Source organism: Pseudomonas fluorescens, from assembly GCF_001307155.1.
Classification (GTDB): domain Bacteria; phylum Pseudomonadota; class Gammaproteobacteria; order Pseudomonadales; family Pseudomonadaceae; genus Aquipseudomonas; species Aquipseudomonas helvetica.
Window position 1 is genome coordinate 1,097,175 of record NZ_CP012830.1, and the last position, 15,259, is coordinate 1,112,433.

The following is a 15,259-nucleotide window of genomic DNA, read 5'->3' on the forward strand; positions in this document are numbered from 1 at the left end:
AGGATCCGTCATGCACCACGCCCATAACGAACCGAACTTGCAAGCCATTAACCTCGCGCACAAAGCCTCGCTCATAGATCAGCAATGGAGCCCGCGGGTCGTCGCCGAAATGAACGACTACCAGTTCAAGGTCGTGCGCATCGAAGGCGAGTTCATTTGGCATTCCCACCCTGAGACCGACGAGGCATTTCTCGTGATCGAGGGAAAGCTGCGTATCGACCTACCCCATGGCTGCGTATACGTAGGTCCAGGCGAGTTGTATGTCGTGCCACGAGGAGTGGAGCACAGAACAGCCGCAGAAGGTGAGGCAAGACTGATGATGATCGAACCTCGTGGGATACTGAATACGGGCCATGAAGGTGGAGAGCGCACGGCCAACAACGACATTTGGATCTAAATAGCTGGCGCCGTCTCGCCTGGGTTTGACGGCGCTCGCCTTTCACAGAAGATCTTTGCCAGTCTTGTGCAGCGAATGGCGATTTTCAGCCCCGGCTGCGTAAAAACGTTTTTGGGTAACCGCAGTGGATGATCCAGGGCCAGTTAAAAACTGTTACCTATGTGCTTGAACCGTTTTGTTACCTATGTGGGTCAGTCATACCGCTGCGATTTTTTTCAGTCCTTCGGTTGTTGCCGTAACACCAGCGCTGCCAACCCACACAGGGTCAGGGCAATACAGGACACATAAAACGCATCGCTGTACGCCATCAGGTACGCCTCACGGCGCACGGTGTGAATCAGGCCCTCGATCACTTGTTGTTGAGCGGGCAAAAGCTGGTTGAATACGAACGCCTCGCTGTCCGCCATGCCAATGCGCAGGCGCTCCTGAAGGGAAGGGGAAAATAAGGTGATGGACTCTCCTACCCGCTCGGAATGAAAGCGTTCGCGCAGAGCGACGACCTGCGTCAGCCCTGCAGTGCCTACGGCACCGCCGAGGTTGCGCAACATGGAGAACAATGCAGAAGCGGAGCCTGCTTCACTTTTGGCCAACCCGGAAACCGCCAGTACCGAGAGAGCCACCATGATCAGGGGCTGTCCGATGCCCCGCACCACGGTGGAAGGAATGATCACGTTGGCCGCGCTGTCGACGTTCAGGTGCGCACCGAGATAGCAACCCAAGGCCATGATGAAAAACCCGCAGGCGACCATGACTTTAGGGTTCAGCCACTTCATCAGGCGCGGCATGAACGGCGCCAGCACCAGTTGCACCATGCCGTAGGCAATCAGACTGATGCCAATTTCTCTGGCGTTATACCCCTGCAGTTGGGAAAGGTAGTTGGGGACCAGGAACACGAGGCCGAAGGTAGCTCCGCCGAAAATGAACATTGCCGCGCTGGCCACCCCGAAGTTGTAGCTTTTGAGCAAGCGCAGGTTGATAAAGGAACGGCTGCCGTACAGCTGTGACAGTACGAAGTACAACAGTGCCACGCCGGCTATCACCGACATCCAGACAATAAAGTCAGAGCCGAACCAATCCTTGCGGCCGCCTTCTTCAAGGACAATCTGCAATCCGCCCAAGCCGACGATCATGGCGGTAATACCGCCCCAGTCGCCGCGCTTGAGCAAGCTCAATTGCATGGGTTTCGCGTCGATTGACCACGCCACCGCCAGCAGCAAAAGAATGCCCGGAGCCAGCTGTAGATAGAAGATCCAGCGCCAGGAATAGGCGTCGGTCAGCCAGCCGCCGATGGACGGCCCGGCCGCCTGGGCAACGCTGTTGGACAGGGCGAACAACGCCATGCCCATCGCAATCCTGCTGGGCGGCAGCTCGGTGATGATCAACTGAAATGACAAGGGAATCAGCACCGCGCCGGCAGCCCCCTGAATCACCCGAATAATAATCATCACCTCAAGGTTCGGTGCCCAGGAACAGGCAATGGATGCCACTAGAAATACACATGAGCCCACAAGCATCACGCGACGCAGGGAGAATACCTGCACCAGCCAGGCGGTCAGCGGGATCATCACGATTTCTGCGACCAGGTAAGCAGTGGAAATCCAGGACCCCTCCTCGAAGGTCGCCCCCAATGAGCCTTCGATTTCCGGCAGCGCCGCGCTCGTCACATGGACGTTCATGCCTGCCATGAAACAACCGAACAGCCCTCCGATCACCGCAACCCATGCGCGAAAGGAAACCGCTTTCTCTTCGGCGTCAGTCATGCGAATCGCCCTGCCCGGCTGGGTGGGTGTCGACGGTCGTGATCACGGACATGCCCGGCAGAATGGGGCCGCCGTCATCGTGCTGATCAATCACAATCTTCACGGGAAAACGCTGCACGATCTTGGTGAAGTTACCGGTGGCGTTGTCCGAGGGCAGCAAGGCAAACATCGCACCCGAACCCGGCGAGAAACTGACTACGTGGCCCTTGAGCTTGCGCCCCGAATAGCTGTCGACACTGATATCAACCGCTTGTCCGGCGCGCATGTCGCGCAGCTGGGTTTCCTTGTAGTTGGCCACCACGTAGGCCTGCTGCGTTGGCACCACCGCCAGCAGCGGCAACCCCGGCGCCACATATTGGCGAGTACGCACCTTGCGCTGCCCCACGACACCGTCGATCGGCGAGCGGATCAACGTATCCTCCAAAGCGTTAGTCGCCAGGCTCAACTGAGCCTGAGCCTGGCTGCGCCGGGCGATCTTTTGCTTGAGTGAGGCTTCAGCCATTTGACGCCGGGTAATGGCGACATTCAACCGAGTATCTTGCTGACGCTGCATCGCCTGGGAAATGTCCACCGCGGCATTGGCCTGGGCGTAGCTGGCGGCTGCACTTTCCAAACGCTGGGCACTGGCGGCGTGTTCGCGGACCAAGCCTTCGTAGCGTTGCTCATCGAGGCTCGCGCGACGCCGCTCGGCATGCGCGCTGCGCAGGCGAGCGTCAGCTTGGGTAAGGCCGGCCTTCTGCTGGGCGATCAGGCTGTCGGTGACTTGCAGGTTGGCCTGCTGCGCTGCCACCGATGCTTCAGTTTCAGCCAATTCGGCGCGCGCCTGTTCCAGCCGCGCCAGATAGTCTCTATCCTCGATGCGCACAAGCACATCCCCGCGCTTGACGGGCTGATCATCCTCCACCAGCACTTGAGCCACGTATCCGGAAATCCGGGGGCTGATGGGAATCCAATCAGCACGCACATACGCATCATCGGTCTGCTCCAGGTAACGGCCGACTGTCATCCAATACATGCCGAACGCCACCGCCCCGACCAACACCGCGCCACCTCCCAGCAGGATCAGAGTTCTTTTGCGACGCTGCTTACGCTCATGCATGAGCTGCTGGATCACACTCTCATGCTCATGCTGGAAAGCGGTTTTATCATCAACGGCGATATTCATGGCTGGGTACCGGAAAAGGTGAGGGGAGCGTGAGAAGGCGCATCGACCGGGATATCAGAGGAAGACGACTGCCAACCGCCGCCGAGGGCGCTAAATAGAGCGATCTGGCGCTGCAGCAAACGGCCATCTGCATCGGCGCGCGTGGCCTGCAAGCGAATCAGCTCGCGCTCACTGTCCAGCACGTCAAGGAAGTCGATAGACCCGGCGTTGTAATTGAGCTGGGCCAACTTGTAGGCCTGGCGACTGCTGTCCAGCGCCTGACTCAAGGCTGCGTGGCGCTGCCGCTCTCCGTCATACAAAGCCAAGGCCTGACGCACTTCCTTGAGGGCCTTGAGCACACTGGCCTCGAATTGCGCCACGTCGACCTGCTCGAGTGCCCGGGCCTGGTTGACCCGTGCGCGATTGACTCGCCAGTTGGGAAACTGCCAGGAAATCAGCGGACCGATACCAAACATCACCGCGCTGCTGTCTCCCAGCTCATGGGGTGTGTGGCTGGATGAGGACACCGAAGCGCCAAAGGTCACCTTCGGGTACAGATCGGCCTGAACAATATCCACCTGCAGCGAAGCCGCTTGCAGCACTCGCTCGGCCTGGCGAATATCAGGGCGACGCGCCAGCAGTTGCCAGCCATCCCCCACGGGAAGCGCAGCATTGAGCTTCGGCACCACTTCACAGGTCGCCGCGCCAGAGTCCTGCTCCAGATCGGCCACACCGGTCAACATCGCCAGTTCGTACAGCGCTGCTTGCCGACGCGCCTCCAGCATTGGCAGAAGGGCCAGGGTTTCCCCCTGCAACGCCTGCATCCGAACATATTCAAAATCAGTCACCACACCGGCCTGACGCTGACGGTCAATCAACGCCAGACTTTGACCAACCACTTCCAGTGAATGGCGCTCGACCTTGGCCCGTGCGCCCAAGACACAAGCATTCACATAGGCCCGGGTGGTTTGCGCCACGATCGTGATGCGCAACAAGTCTTCAGCATCCTGTGCGGCAGCGGCCTGAACCTGAGCTCGCTCGATGGCGTGCTGAACCTGGCCCCAGATATCAACTTGATACGCCAATTCGAAGCCGGGATTGAACGCCCATTGAGACGGGGCGTGGCTGTCGGTGGCCTTGGCGAGTGTCTGGTCATCGGTAGTTTTGCCATAGGCGGCTCCCAGTGACGCTTGAGTGGACGGCCAGCGCTCGGCATCGGCCTGCATGATCCCGGCCAGCATCGATTGAACGTGGGCCTGGGCGGCCGCCAGATCTCGGTTGTGCTCCAGCGCCTGCTGCACCAGCGCATCGAGTTTCGGATCGTTGTACAACTGCCACCAACGTTCGGGCAACGCCTGGGCTGAAACGCCTTGGGGCAGGTGGCTCAGGGCATTGATGCGCTCCGGGTGCGGCTGCGCCGGCTGATGAGTCGTCCATGCGGCACAGCCAGCCAAGACAATAGAGGCCATGCCCACAAGCGAAAGACGGCCGTGCCACGCGGTAAAAAAGGGCGAACGCATCGCAGAAATCCAGAGTTCTGAGTAGGGATGCAGGTTATGAGAGCGCAGGTCTGCGCTTCTCCCGAGTTCCAGACAACTGTCGTTTCGATTGAGACAACATGCCCTTCGCGACCGCCTTGAGAGCTCCCGAGCCGCAGGCAAGCGCAAGCATGGCCCACATAAAGTGAGCCATGCTCTGTAAGGATTGCTGACTACAGGAGGAAGCTACGCCGAACGGCAGTGGCTCGGAGTGAAGCCCATGGTGCGCTTGAACATGGCGGCGAATGCGCTGGGGCTTTGGTAACCATGTTCCAGTGCCACATCCAGAATCGACACGCCAGAAGCCAACCGCTGCAGGCAGAGAAGCAACCGGGTGCGCTTGCGCCACTCCCCATAGCTCATGCCCAGTTCTTTCTGGAACAGGCGAGCCAGGGTGCGAGAGCTCATGTTGAGCTGTTCAGCCCAACTCTCCAGCTTCGAGTCCTGAGATGGATTATCGATGAAGCCGGCGCACAGCAACTTGAGCCGAGGCTCGGTAGGGATCGGTACATGAGCCAGCACCTTCTGTGCCCTGTCGAGCTCCGAGAAGATCAGCTCGACAATCTGTGCATGGCGCGCCAAAGCACCTTTATCGTCGGACTGATCGCCAGCCGCTACGATCAGCTCACGCAGCAGCGGCGAAACCTTGATGACTTGACACTCTTGCGTCAGAACGTCGTGGGCGCCAGGCGTAATCAGCAAGGTGCGCATGCGTACCTCGCCAGTCATGCGAATCTCGTGCTCCATACCCGAGGGTACCCACAGCGCATGACCGGAAGGCACCACCCAAGTCGTCCCGGAGACCGAGACCAGCATCACGCCACTGATGGCGTACACCAACTGCCCTTCGGCATGCCGATGCGAAGCCACTATGTCCCCATGACCGTAGTTACCGGCGAGCGTCGCCAGGGCTGTACGCGCAGTCATGTCAGCAAGGCACTGCAACGTTCATTACGCTGAGCAGCCCAAGGTGCGACGCACGATTGACAGCGCTTGCGTTCGGCATTCATTGGCTCAATCAAGGCCTGATTGCCGTCGCGCATATCGACGCTGCACCACGTAGGCGCAACTGACTGGACGTTGCCGGGCCATGCGCGGTCTGGCAGGTCTACCGTGGTGAAATGTCGATATTTGCTGGAAGGGTCCTTGAGCATCATAGCGCTTCTCCTTTTTAGAACAGTCCGTCTGACGGCAGGCTCGGCACCTGCCGCCATCGATCACTGGATCAAATACTAAACGAACATGGTTTGACACAAATTGTGTTCTCACACTCAGAACATCAAAAAAATCACAATTTTCACTAAAAATATTAAATTCATGAGTTCTTTATGCTTGAGCATGGCAAAAAAGCACAATTTGAATTCTGAAAGGAGGGAGTTCAGCTACATTGCCAGATCGCTGCAGTCCAATGACCGCGAAGCTCTTGTGGTCAAGTGGAGTGCAGTTCCGCACCTTGTGTTTGTGACACTCAGGACTCGTGCCTACGCAAACGTCACGGGTGTCTATACGGAGCAATCAGCAGCCAGATGCGAAATACTCCTGAAGCTCCATACACTCTCTCGCCATAACTCAGCAGGTGCTCGGACGATAGCAAAGGACCGCGTCTGCAAGCTTGCATGTGGTTCGAAATGAGCTCAAAGAAAGTAAAAAAAGTTACTATCTGCAACTACCTGAATACACTCGTAAATATCGCATATAACAGTTAAGAAGGATCCGTAAGCGATGACCGATCTGAACACCCTGCGCGCCAGCCTCAAGAGCGGTGAACACGCCTTCGCCGATACCCTGGCGTTCATCGCCGCTGGCTATGATTACCAGCCTCAAGCCTTCAACAATGGTGGCGTGGAAAACGCCGCCGGACAGAACGAAGGCTCGTGCAAGACCCTCGGCCTGGCGCTGCTGGAAGGCTTGAGCGATGAAGAAGCGCTGCTGGCGTTTGGTGAGCATTACCGCTCGGTGGTTGCTACGCCGGATGGCAGCGACCATGGCAACATCCGCGCGTTGATTGCGCAGGGTTTGGCTGGGGTGAAGTTCACAGCGCAGCCACTGACCCGTCGCTGATTTCCAGATTGGATGCAACACCCTGTGGGAGCTTGCTCGCGATGGCTGCGTCACATTCAAAACTGATGTCGACTGATACATCGCTATCGCGAGCAAGCTCGGCTCCCACAAAAGCAGTGGGTACAAAAAAACCGGCCGAGGCCGGTTTTTTCATTTCAACGATTTCAGAACTTGGCGTTCTGCAGGTCGTCCAGGTAACGCTCTGCGTCCAGGGCCGCCATGCAACCAGCGCCGGCCGAGGTGATCGCCTGACGGTAAACGTGATCAGCCACGTCGCCGGCAGCAAAGATGCCTTCGAGGCTAGTCGCCGTTGCGTTGCCTTCACGACCGCCCTGCACCACCAGATAACCGTCTTTCAAGGTCAGTTGGCCTTCGAACAGCGAAGTGTTCGGCGTGTGGCCGATGGCGATGAACACGCCGTCGACTTTCAGCTCGTCGAAGCTGCCGTCGTTGTTCTTCAAACGAGCGCCGGTCACGCCCATGTTGTCGCCCAGCACTTCGTCCAGAGTCGAGTTCAGCTTGAGGACAATCTTGCCTTCGGCAACTCGTGCATGCAGCTTGTCGATCAGGATTTTCTCGGCGCGGAAGGTTTCGCGACGGTGAATCAGGGTCACTTTGCTGGCGATGTTGGCCAGGTACAGCGCCTCTTCGACAGCAGTGTTACCGCCGCCGACCACGGCCACTTCACGGTTGCGGTAGAAGAAACCATCGCAGGTTGCGCAGGCCGACACGCCTTTGCCCATGAAGGTTTCTTCCGACGGCAGGCCCAGGTAACGTGCGCTGGCACCGGTCGCGATGATCAGTGCGTCGCAGGTGTAAGTGGCGCTGTCGCCCGTCAGGGTGTACGGCTTGGAGGCGAAGTCGACAGCGTTGATGTGGTCGAAAACGATTTCGGTCTCGAAGCGCTCGGCGTGTTCTTTCATCCGGTCCATCAGTGCCGGGCCGGTCAGGCCGTGCACGTCGCCCGGCCAATTGTCGACTTCGGTGGTGGTGGTCAGTTGACCGCCAGCCTGCATGCCTGTGATCAGCAACGGCTTGAGGTTGGCGCGGGCAGCATAGACCGCAGCGCTGTAACCGGCTGGGCCGGAACCAAGAATAATCACTCGCGAATGACGTACATCAGACATGACTCACTCCTATCGACCGGCCGGTATTACCTGGCGCGGAACGCCGGATGACCGGCTGGAATTAAAAAAGGACTGTGCAAGCACTTGGGGAAGCGCCGTAGTTGGACAGCCCTGAAAAATAGTGGGTGCAGCGTATCGAGGAGGCGAAGATTAAGGAAATACGGAATAACAATCCAGCTCATAGGCGGTCTCTATCCCCTGGAGGCTGATTTAAAGACGCCTTTGTTACAGTTAATGTCGATGTCATTACCGCGCTTTCGCCTGTGTGGCAAAGCCGGTAAGGTCGGCGCGTTTTCCCATTGCTCGGAGCCCACTATGCCCGCCCCCGTTCTGTCCGGCCCGCAATACCTGCGCGAAGGCCTGAAGCTGGTCTTGAGTCCCGGCCTGCGTTTGTTCGTGTTGTTGCCGCTGGTCATCAACCTGGTGCTGTTCGTCGGATTGATTTATTTCGCCGGCCATCAGTTCAGCCTGTGGGTCGACACCCTGATGCCTTCACTGCCGAGCTGGCTGAGTTTTCTCAGCTATGTACTTTGGCCGTTGTTCGTCGTTCTGGTGGCGCTGATGGTGTTTTTCACCTTCACCATGCTCGCCAACGTGATCGCCGCGCCCTTCAACGGTTTTCTCGCGGAGAAAGTCGAAGTGGTGGTGCGTGGCACTGATGACTTCCCGACCTTCAGTTGGAGCGAACTGATCGCGATGATCCCGCGCACGTTCGCCCGGGAAATGCGCAAACTCGGCTACTTCCTGCCCAGGGCCCTCGCGTTGCTGATCCTTTCATTCATCCCGGTGGTCAACCTGGTCGCTGCCCCACTATGGCTGGCGTTTGGCGTATGGATGATGGCAATCCAGTACATCGACTACCCGGCGGATAACCACAAACTCGGCTGGAACGAGATGCTCGCCTGGCTGCGCCAGAAACGCTGGCAGAGCATGAGTTTTGGCGGGATCGTCTATCTGGCGCTGCTGATCCCGCTGGTCAACATCCTGATGATGCCGGCGGCCGTGGCTGGCGCGACGTTGTTTTGGGTGCGTGAGCGTGGGGACCATGCACTGAAGAAAAACTCCGCCTGAGCAAGAACCGCTGCCGCAGCCGAGCCGCGGACGGTTGCGTAACGGGCGACGCAGCACTTAAAAAGAAGCCCACGCAATGATCTTGCGTGGGCTTTTGTTTGAGCAGGTTCTGCTCGATGCCATTGATCGGTGGCCGGCGACTTGCCTGTCATCATCTGCAGCAAGAGCCCGATGACGGATCAAGTACGAACTGGAAATCGCCGCTCAAAACGACCGTATTTATTTCACATAGAGGGTAAAAACTGGAGAGTCTTTCCCGGCAGGGACTTCGTGAACGCGAATGTAATGGTCTCCCTTGCCAAAGATCATGGACACGGTAGCTTGGCCCGCTCCATTCACAGGGAAGGGACCGTTCGAGACCGTAGCGCTAGCAATCCTGCCCTGTTTTCCAGCTGTAATCCCCACGGTCACTGTCACACGGCCATCCGTGATGATGTCGCCATCGTAGACAGGGGCTCCTCCATTGGTGTAGGTCATCTTGATGATTTGCGGAATCACATCGCTTGCTTGCACTGTAACGGTCCGGGTCGCTGATTCCGGCCCGCCGACACCCTGCTCTACGGCTTTGAACGCATACGTTTTTAGAGACAGTACCTGCGTCTTGAACTCCCACGTGGTAGACCCCGTCATCGTGGCTACGCCCAGCTTGCTCGCGCCTTCGTACATGTCGACTTGATTACCGGCAGCTACCGTGCCGTTGAGCGTCAACGGTGTTTTGTTGGTCGTGACGGTATCGCCAATCGTCGTGCCTGCGACGTCCTTCACTCCATCAATCGTCGGTTTCACCACCGCCGTCACGGTAACGGTCCGGGTCGCTGATTCCGGCCCGCCGACACCTTGCTCTACGGCTTTGAACACATACGTTTTTAGAGACAGTACCTGCGTCTTGAACTCCCACGTGGTAGACCCCGTCATCGTGGCTACGCCCAGCTTGCTGGCGCCGTCGTACATGTCGACTTGATTACCGGCAGCTACCGTGCCGTTGAGCGTCAACGGTGTTTTGTTGGTCGTGACGGTATCGCCAATCGTCGTGCCTGCGGCGTCCTTCACTCCATCAATCGTCGGTTTCACCACCGCCGTCACGGTAACGGTCCGGGTCGCTGATTCCGGCCCGCCGACACCCTGCTCTACGGCTTTGAACGCATACGTTTTTAGAGACAGTACCTGCGTCTTGAACTCCCACGTGGTAGACCCCGTCATCGTGGCTACGCCCAGCTTGCTCGCGCCGTCGTACATGTCGACTTGATTACCGGCAGCTACCGTGCCGTTGAGCGTCAACGGTGTTTTGTTGGTCGTGACGGTATCGCCAATCGTTGTGCCTGCGACGTCCTTCACTCCATCAATCGTCGGTTTCACCACCGCCGTCACGGTAACGGTCCGGGTCGCTGATTCCGGCCCGCCGACACCTTGCTCTACGGCTTTGAACACATACGTTTTTAGAGACAGTACCTGCGTCTTGAACTCCCACGTGGTAGACCCCGTCATCGTGGCTACGCCCAGCTTGCTGGCGCCGTCGTACATGTCGACTTGATTACCGGCAGCTACCGTGCCGTTGAGCGTCAACGGTGTTTTGTTGGTCGTGACGGTATCGCCAATCGTTGTGCCTGCGACGTCCTTCACTTCGTCAATCGTCGGTTTCACCAACTCGACTACGGTAAAACTCCAGACACCCGAATCCACCCCAGGCCTCACCTCGACCCTGATCGGATGCTCTGATTGACTCAAGTCGATCAGCTCGCACAGCCAGACACCGTCCTTTCCAGTCGTGACGCTGTCGATGTGCTGCTCGCCATCAAAAACTTTCAATTCCTGGTAAGGCAACGCTGTGCCTTCAAGTTTTACCCTGGTATCCCTGGTCTTACTACCGTGGGGGACAGGCTTGCCGTTGGAGTCTGTCACCTTCTCGATCGTGGGTTTGCTGGCCTGCACCGCCACCGTAAAACTCCGCGGTGCGGACTCTGCCGGCCGATCATCGCCATAGCGCCCCACGGCTTTCAAAACATGTTCTCTATTGCTGAACGACTTCCTCAGCTCCCAGATACCACCGTAAACCCTGAGCAAAGCCACTGAAGTCTTGCCATCAAAGATCTCGACTTCGTAACCATCCTCTGCCTTGCCTTCTACCTTCAGGTCACCATCTAGCGTTGTTTCGCCCTCGCCCACAGGCTCGCCCTTGCTGTCTTTCACTGTATCGATGGTGGGTGCCTGCAACTCTTCCACCCGGAATTCCCAGCCATCAGACGTCAGCCCCTTGGGCCCCTCGACGAAAATCTCGTAGTCTTTCTCTTTTAAGCGTTCGAGCCTGTGCTCCCAATCGCCCTGTTCATCGGCCGTGGGGTTACCCACAATCAATTCTCCATCAAAAATGTCGAGAAGCTGATTGGGCTCGGCGCGGCCTTTGAGTTTGACTGTGGTGTACTTGGTCGTACCGGGGTTGGATATCTCGACACCTTTGAGATCGGTCACCGTGGTGATCTCAGGCTTTGCTACCTCGACATTTTTAACGGTATAGACCCGCTCCTCGAAATCGAACGCCTGGGTCTCATCGTCCACCTGATTCAGTGCGACCTTGACGAAGACCTTCAACAGCGAGCCATTAAGTAACGCCTTGAAATAATCATAAGGCACCTTCACCTTGCGATAACCTTGTGTGAGCCAGTCCTCATCCACCGGCTCCGATTCCATCACGGGATACAGGTAATCACCACCGGCGTTCTTGCCCTTCAGGTAAACCCAGCACCGTTGATTTTTGGCCCGCAGCGGCCAGTCTCCAAGACGTACCGTGCACTCGGCAGTGTTACTGGTCAGGTCCAGTTCTGGGCCATGACCGTTGTCCTGAGCCTCGATGATCCGGGCGGCTTTCAACTCATTTCGGGGCAGGGGGAGCACGTTGAGAATCAGCGGATCAGAGGTTTTATCGATCTCGCCTTCACGCAGGATGGTGTAGGTCACCAGCATTTTTTTGCCCAGAATAAACGCAACGACCTCATTATCGAGATTCAGAAGCCTGGGGTTTCTCGGCCCTAGAAGCACCGTCCGGCTCTTGGACTTTCCACCTTCCGGGGTGCCGGGCTCACCAGTCATTTCGACATAGATCATGTCATCGGGCAGCAGTTTATCTGTAGGTATCAGCGCTCCGAACGTGCGGATGGTGCCGAATGAGTCCAGATCATCGTCACCCACCGTCGGATCGACGTTAAACTTGTCGAGATCCGGGACAGGGGCGTGTGTTTGGGATGCAGTAACTTGAGCGGTCATGAGCAATCTCCATTTCGCAAGAGTCGCCGCAACGTGAGCGGCAGCGTTGACGCCATCTAACATCTGGCTTCAAGGCGCTGACCACTGTCAGAAATAACAGGTAGGCCGCGGTTTCCGACCAGCGGCGAGGAGCGCTTGATAGTCAGATATGAATGGGCTGGCGAAAGCAGCTCCAAGTGATTGCACGCAGAGGCGTGTTCCGGATTTTGTGTAAACGAGCACGTTAAAATGCAGCTTCGCCACTGCACAATGATGCAGACGAAGGGTAACGGCAGACCATCAATCTGCCGTGTTGTGCGCAATGAACCAGTGCTACGTCCTGACGTGAAACTCAATCACGCCGCCGGTGTCAGACGTTTCACCCGCAACCTCTTGTCTCACCATAATGTGCTTTATGCCAATGCCGACATCGAAGATACGCTCGTAATACCAAGTGCTACTGCCCGGCTGTCTCGTGGCGACGCCCAGTTCACTATTGTCATGACTCAGCACTCGAACCGATAACGCCTCCGTCCAACAGGTTCCGCTGATCCGAATCAGCCCTGGTTTGAAGACCTGTCCATCCGCCGGAATCGTAATCAGCGGTGCACAGCGTCCCACGGTGACTCGGAACTCATGCTGCTCACTTGGCAAAGAACGCACCCCCGCCACGAATTGCACGACCTTGAAATGCTTGTCGCCTGCATCCCATTTGCGACTATAAAACCAACGCGTGCCTATGACAGTGGCATTGGCCAACTTGCTATTGTCGTAGTTCCACACTTCAACCCTGGCGTCCTGCGAACAAATCCCCTCAAGAAATACACGGCCGACAATGTGTTTGCTTTTGTTTAAAGGCGCAGTAATCGTCGGCGGGGCGGGGGTAGAGGCGACCGTACCCTCTGCGGCACTGGAGAGGCTGGTTGCTGATTTGTCAGACTTCGGTTTTTTAGGTGCTTTTTCTGGGGCAGTCATGATCGCGATGCTCCTGGTACCCGGCACAATTGCCTGCGGCTTCTGGGGCACTTCTATCTCCGACACACGCGTAAAGCTACCTGTAAAAACTGACAGTCCAGACGAACGGCTATCAGCACAAGCAATGCTGATAACCCCCATAGCGATATTTACCCCGACCTAGTATTTCTTACAGTAGCCAGCCTCGAGCATCAGGTATCCAATGAGTCACGAGGGCTCACCCACGTCCAGACCCTCAAGCATTCAGGGATGAGTCACGACCTCAGCATATGGAGATCCGGTTCAATGACAACGTCCATCCAAAGCTCCATCGCCGCCAGCATAGTGGCGTCCAACAATCCCGCTAACGGATATCAAAACCCGCGCTTTCCCTGGTTCGACATGAGTCCAGCCGCGCTGCACGCTCACCCTGAAGCCGGTTTTGTCTACCTCATCAGCGAAAAGACGCGCATCCTCATTGACGATGAGAGCCTGCGTCCTTTGGCGACACGGTTGGCATTCGGCTTCGCCCTCGCCGCCGCGCTCGTGCAACCGCCTGCCATTATGCTTGCGTCAGGGAATAGCCCTGCGTCGGGTGATGTAAAGCTGACACTGTCCGACCCGGATACCGCTGGTGTTCCAATTCCGGTCAACGGCGCACCCGAGACCTACCGAATCGATATCACCAACACCGTCCATGTCACCGCGAAAACCCTGGAAGCCATGGCCCTGGCACTGACGACCCTGCATAAAGCGGTACTCGTTTCGACCAGTCTTGAACCTGGGGTTGTCATTGATGCACCTGCTTATGCGGAGCGCTCGGTGCTAATCGATGTGGGCCGCAAGTATTACAGTCCTGAATGGATGATAGACCTGCTGCATGAGATGGCCTGGAACCAGCTCAACACCCTGTATTTACACCTCACCGACGATCAGGGGGTACGGGTCGTATTCCCTTCCGCCCAGGACACCGCCAGCCCCGATGCCTGGAGCGCAAAGGACCTCAAGAAAATCCTCGATGCAGCAGCCACCCTTCACATTGAGGTCATCCCCGGGATGGAATGGCCTGGGCATATGCAGTGGATTCTGCAAAACAGGCCGGAGTTTCAGCTTAAGCTCTCGAACAACACGATCGTGCCAAAAGCGCTCGATTTCAGCATCCCGGCCGCTCGCGAATTTCTCATGGCGCTTGTCAGCGACCTTCTCGATATGTTTCCGGATTGCACCCGTTACAACTTGGAGGCCGACGAGTACTTCCTCAGTCCGATCTTTCCGACCAACACGCCACAACTGGCTCGGTACGCGCGGGAAGATTCCGGGCCGTCCAACGCAGACTCACGGGATGGTGTAAGGAAATTCGTCAACGAAGTCGCGAGCTTTGTGCAGCAAAAAGGCAAGGTTGCGCGAATGTGGAACGATGCAGTCGTTGAAAAAGATCAAAAGATTTCTGTGGATAAAAACGTTGCAATCAAGTGCTGGAGTATCTGGGGCAGCAAGCGCAACGAGAAGAATGTGCAAGCGTTGATCGATGACGGCTACCGCGTGATAAATGCCCACGGTGACTTTTATTTTGTCATTAGGCCAGGCTGGGAAAACCTTTTTGATCCCCTGCACTCACCCCACGGTATTTATGATCACTGGCGCCCCAACATGTTCATGGACGATGCGGGGTCTGGGCATACCGTCATAGATCCAGCCCATCCCGCCGTGCTGGGGGGAGGCATACAGATATGGGCCGACGAAGCCGCGCACATGACACCTGAAAAGATCTGGTCGCATCTGAGACAGTGGATGTTGCCACTGGGGCAGCGCGCATGGGGGTCACCGAATGCCGCCCCAGACTATAAATCCCTGTCACTGATCGCCCGTTCGGTTCGCTATGCCCCACCACGCCCTTGATACCTCGGTGGCCAGCTAGAGACTCAGCGCAGCCGTACGAGCTCATCGTCATAAATCCATCATCGCGCTGA

11 protein-coding genes and 1 pseudogene are annotated in these 15,259 nt (G+C 57.2%); 4 read left to right on the top strand and 8 right to left on the bottom strand.

The window, feature by feature from the left end:
- The first annotated feature begins 10 nt into the window (after positions 1-10).
- Positions 11-397 carry a cupin domain-containing protein gene (locus AO353_RS04980; RefSeq protein WP_054593960.1) on the top strand — a complete coding sequence of 129 codons (387 nt, stop codon included), beginning with the start codon at positions 11-13 and terminating at the stop codon, positions 395-397.
- Positions 398-612: 215 nt separating this feature from the next.
- Here AO353_RS04980 and AO353_RS04985 read toward each other — a convergent pair whose 3' ends face one another.
- The 5 genes and pseudogenes from AO353_RS04985 to AO353_RS05005 form a co-directional block, all read right to left on the bottom strand.
- Positions 613-2,157, bottom strand: a complete 1,545-nt coding sequence (locus AO353_RS04985; protein ID WP_054593961.1) for an MDR family MFS transporter — start codon at positions 2,155-2,157, stop codon at positions 613-615.
- Entirely contained in the window at positions 2,150-3,322 is a 1,173-nt protein-coding gene (locus AO353_RS04990; RefSeq protein WP_054593962.1) for an HlyD family secretion protein, read from the bottom strand. The genes AO353_RS04985 and AO353_RS04990 overlap by 8 nt, the downstream gene beginning before the upstream one ends.
- Positions 3,319-4,821 carry an efflux transporter outer membrane subunit gene (locus AO353_RS04995; RefSeq protein ID WP_054593963.1) on the bottom strand — a complete coding sequence of 501 codons (1,503 nt, stop codon included), beginning with the start codon at positions 4,819-4,821 and terminating at the stop codon, positions 3,319-3,321. Before AO353_RS04995 ends, AO353_RS04990 begins: the two co-directional genes overlap by 4 nt.
- A gap of 204 nt (positions 4,822-5,025) precedes the next feature.
- Positions 5,026-5,766, bottom strand: coding sequence for an AraC family transcriptional regulator (locus AO353_RS05000; RefSeq protein WP_054593964.1), 741 nt, complete (start codon positions 5,764-5,766; stop codon positions 5,026-5,028).
- A 62-nt stretch (positions 5,767-5,828) separates the two neighbouring features.
- A pseudogene (locus AO353_RS05005) lies at positions 5,829-5,996 on the bottom strand (2-isopropylmalate synthase); the annotation flags it as partial.
- Between the two features lie 565 nt (positions 5,997-6,561).
- On the opposite strand from AO353_RS05005, the gene AO353_RS05010 reads away from it, so the two are divergent.
- Positions 6,562-6,900 carry a HopJ type III effector protein gene (locus tag AO353_RS05010; RefSeq protein WP_054593966.1) on the top strand — a complete coding sequence of 113 codons (339 nt, stop codon included), beginning with the start codon at positions 6,562-6,564 and terminating at the stop codon, positions 6,898-6,900.
- A gap of 164 nt (positions 6,901-7,064) precedes the next feature.
- On the opposite strand, the gene trxB is transcribed toward AO353_RS05010, so the two are convergent.
- Entirely contained in the window at positions 7,065-8,027 is a 963-nt protein-coding gene (trxB, locus tag AO353_RS05015; protein ID WP_054593967.1) for a thioredoxin-disulfide reductase, read from the bottom strand.
- Positions 8,028-8,342: 315 nt separating this feature from the next.
- Between trxB and cysZ the strand changes: the two genes are divergently transcribed.
- Complete coding sequence (gene cysZ, locus AO353_RS05020; protein ID WP_054593968.1) at positions 8,343-9,098, top strand: sulfate transporter CysZ; 756 nt, start codon at positions 8,343-8,345, stop codon at positions 9,096-9,098.
- A 219-nt stretch (positions 9,099-9,317) separates the two neighbouring features.
- Here the strand turns inward: cysZ and AO353_RS05025 are convergent, their stop codons facing one another.
- Positions 9,318-12,356 (bottom strand): hypothetical protein, encoded by a 3,039-nt coding sequence (locus AO353_RS05025; RefSeq protein ID WP_152031060.1) that lies wholly within the window; start codon positions 12,354-12,356, stop codon positions 9,318-9,320.
- 312 nt (positions 12,357-12,668) lie between these two features.
- Positions 12,669-13,310, bottom strand: a complete 642-nt coding sequence (locus AO353_RS05030) for a hypothetical protein (RefSeq protein WP_054593970.1) — start codon at positions 13,308-13,310, stop codon at positions 12,669-12,671.
- Positions 13,311-13,595: 285 nt separating this feature from the next.
- Here AO353_RS05030 and AO353_RS05035 point away from each other — a divergent pair, with 285 nt between their 5' ends.
- The gene (locus tag AO353_RS05035; RefSeq protein WP_081013698.1) at positions 13,596-15,188 is read left to right on the top strand and encodes a family 20 glycosylhydrolase; all 1,593 of its coding nucleotides are present in this window, start codon (positions 13,596-13,598) and stop codon (positions 15,186-15,188) included.
- Positions 15,189-15,259: the final 71 nt, after the last annotated feature.

Bases quoted from the DNA above. Each gene is read 5' to 3' on its own strand.
- AO353_RS04980 (WP_054593960.1), top strand. From the start codon at position 11: ATGCACCACGCCCATAACGAACCGAACTTGCAAGCCATTAACCTCGCG.
- AO353_RS04985 (WP_054593961.1), bottom strand. From the start codon at position 2,157: ATGACTGACGCCGAAGAGAAAGCGGTTTCCTTTCGCGCATGGGTTGCG.
- AO353_RS04990 (WP_054593962.1), bottom strand. From the start codon at position 3,322: ATGAATATCGCCGTTGATGATAAAACCGCTTTCCAGCATGAGCATGAG.
- AO353_RS04995 (WP_054593963.1), bottom strand. From the start codon at position 4,821: ATGCGTTCGCCCTTTTTTACCGCGTGGCACGGCCGTCTTTCGCTTGTG.
- AO353_RS05000 (WP_054593964.1), bottom strand. From the start codon at position 5,766: ATGACTGCGCGTACAGCCCTGGCGACGCTCGCCGGTAACTACGGTCAT.
- AO353_RS05010 (WP_054593966.1), top strand. From the start codon at position 6,562: ATGACCGATCTGAACACCCTGCGCGCCAGCCTCAAGAGCGGTGAACAC.
- trxB (WP_054593967.1), bottom strand. From the start codon at position 8,027: ATGTCTGATGTACGTCATTCGCGAGTGATTATTCTTGGTTCCGGCCCA.
- cysZ (WP_054593968.1), top strand. From the start codon at position 8,343: ATGCCCGCCCCCGTTCTGTCCGGCCCGCAATACCTGCGCGAAGGCCTG.
- AO353_RS05025 (WP_152031060.1), bottom strand. From the start codon at position 12,356: ATGACCGCTCAAGTTACTGCATCCCAAACACACGCCCCTGTCCCGGAT.
- AO353_RS05030 (WP_054593970.1), bottom strand. From the start codon at position 13,310: ATGACTGCCCCAGAAAAAGCACCTAAAAAACCGAAGTCTGACAAATCA.
- AO353_RS05035 (WP_081013698.1), top strand. From the start codon at position 13,596: ATGACAACGTCCATCCAAAGCTCCATCGCCGCCAGCATAGTGGCGTCC.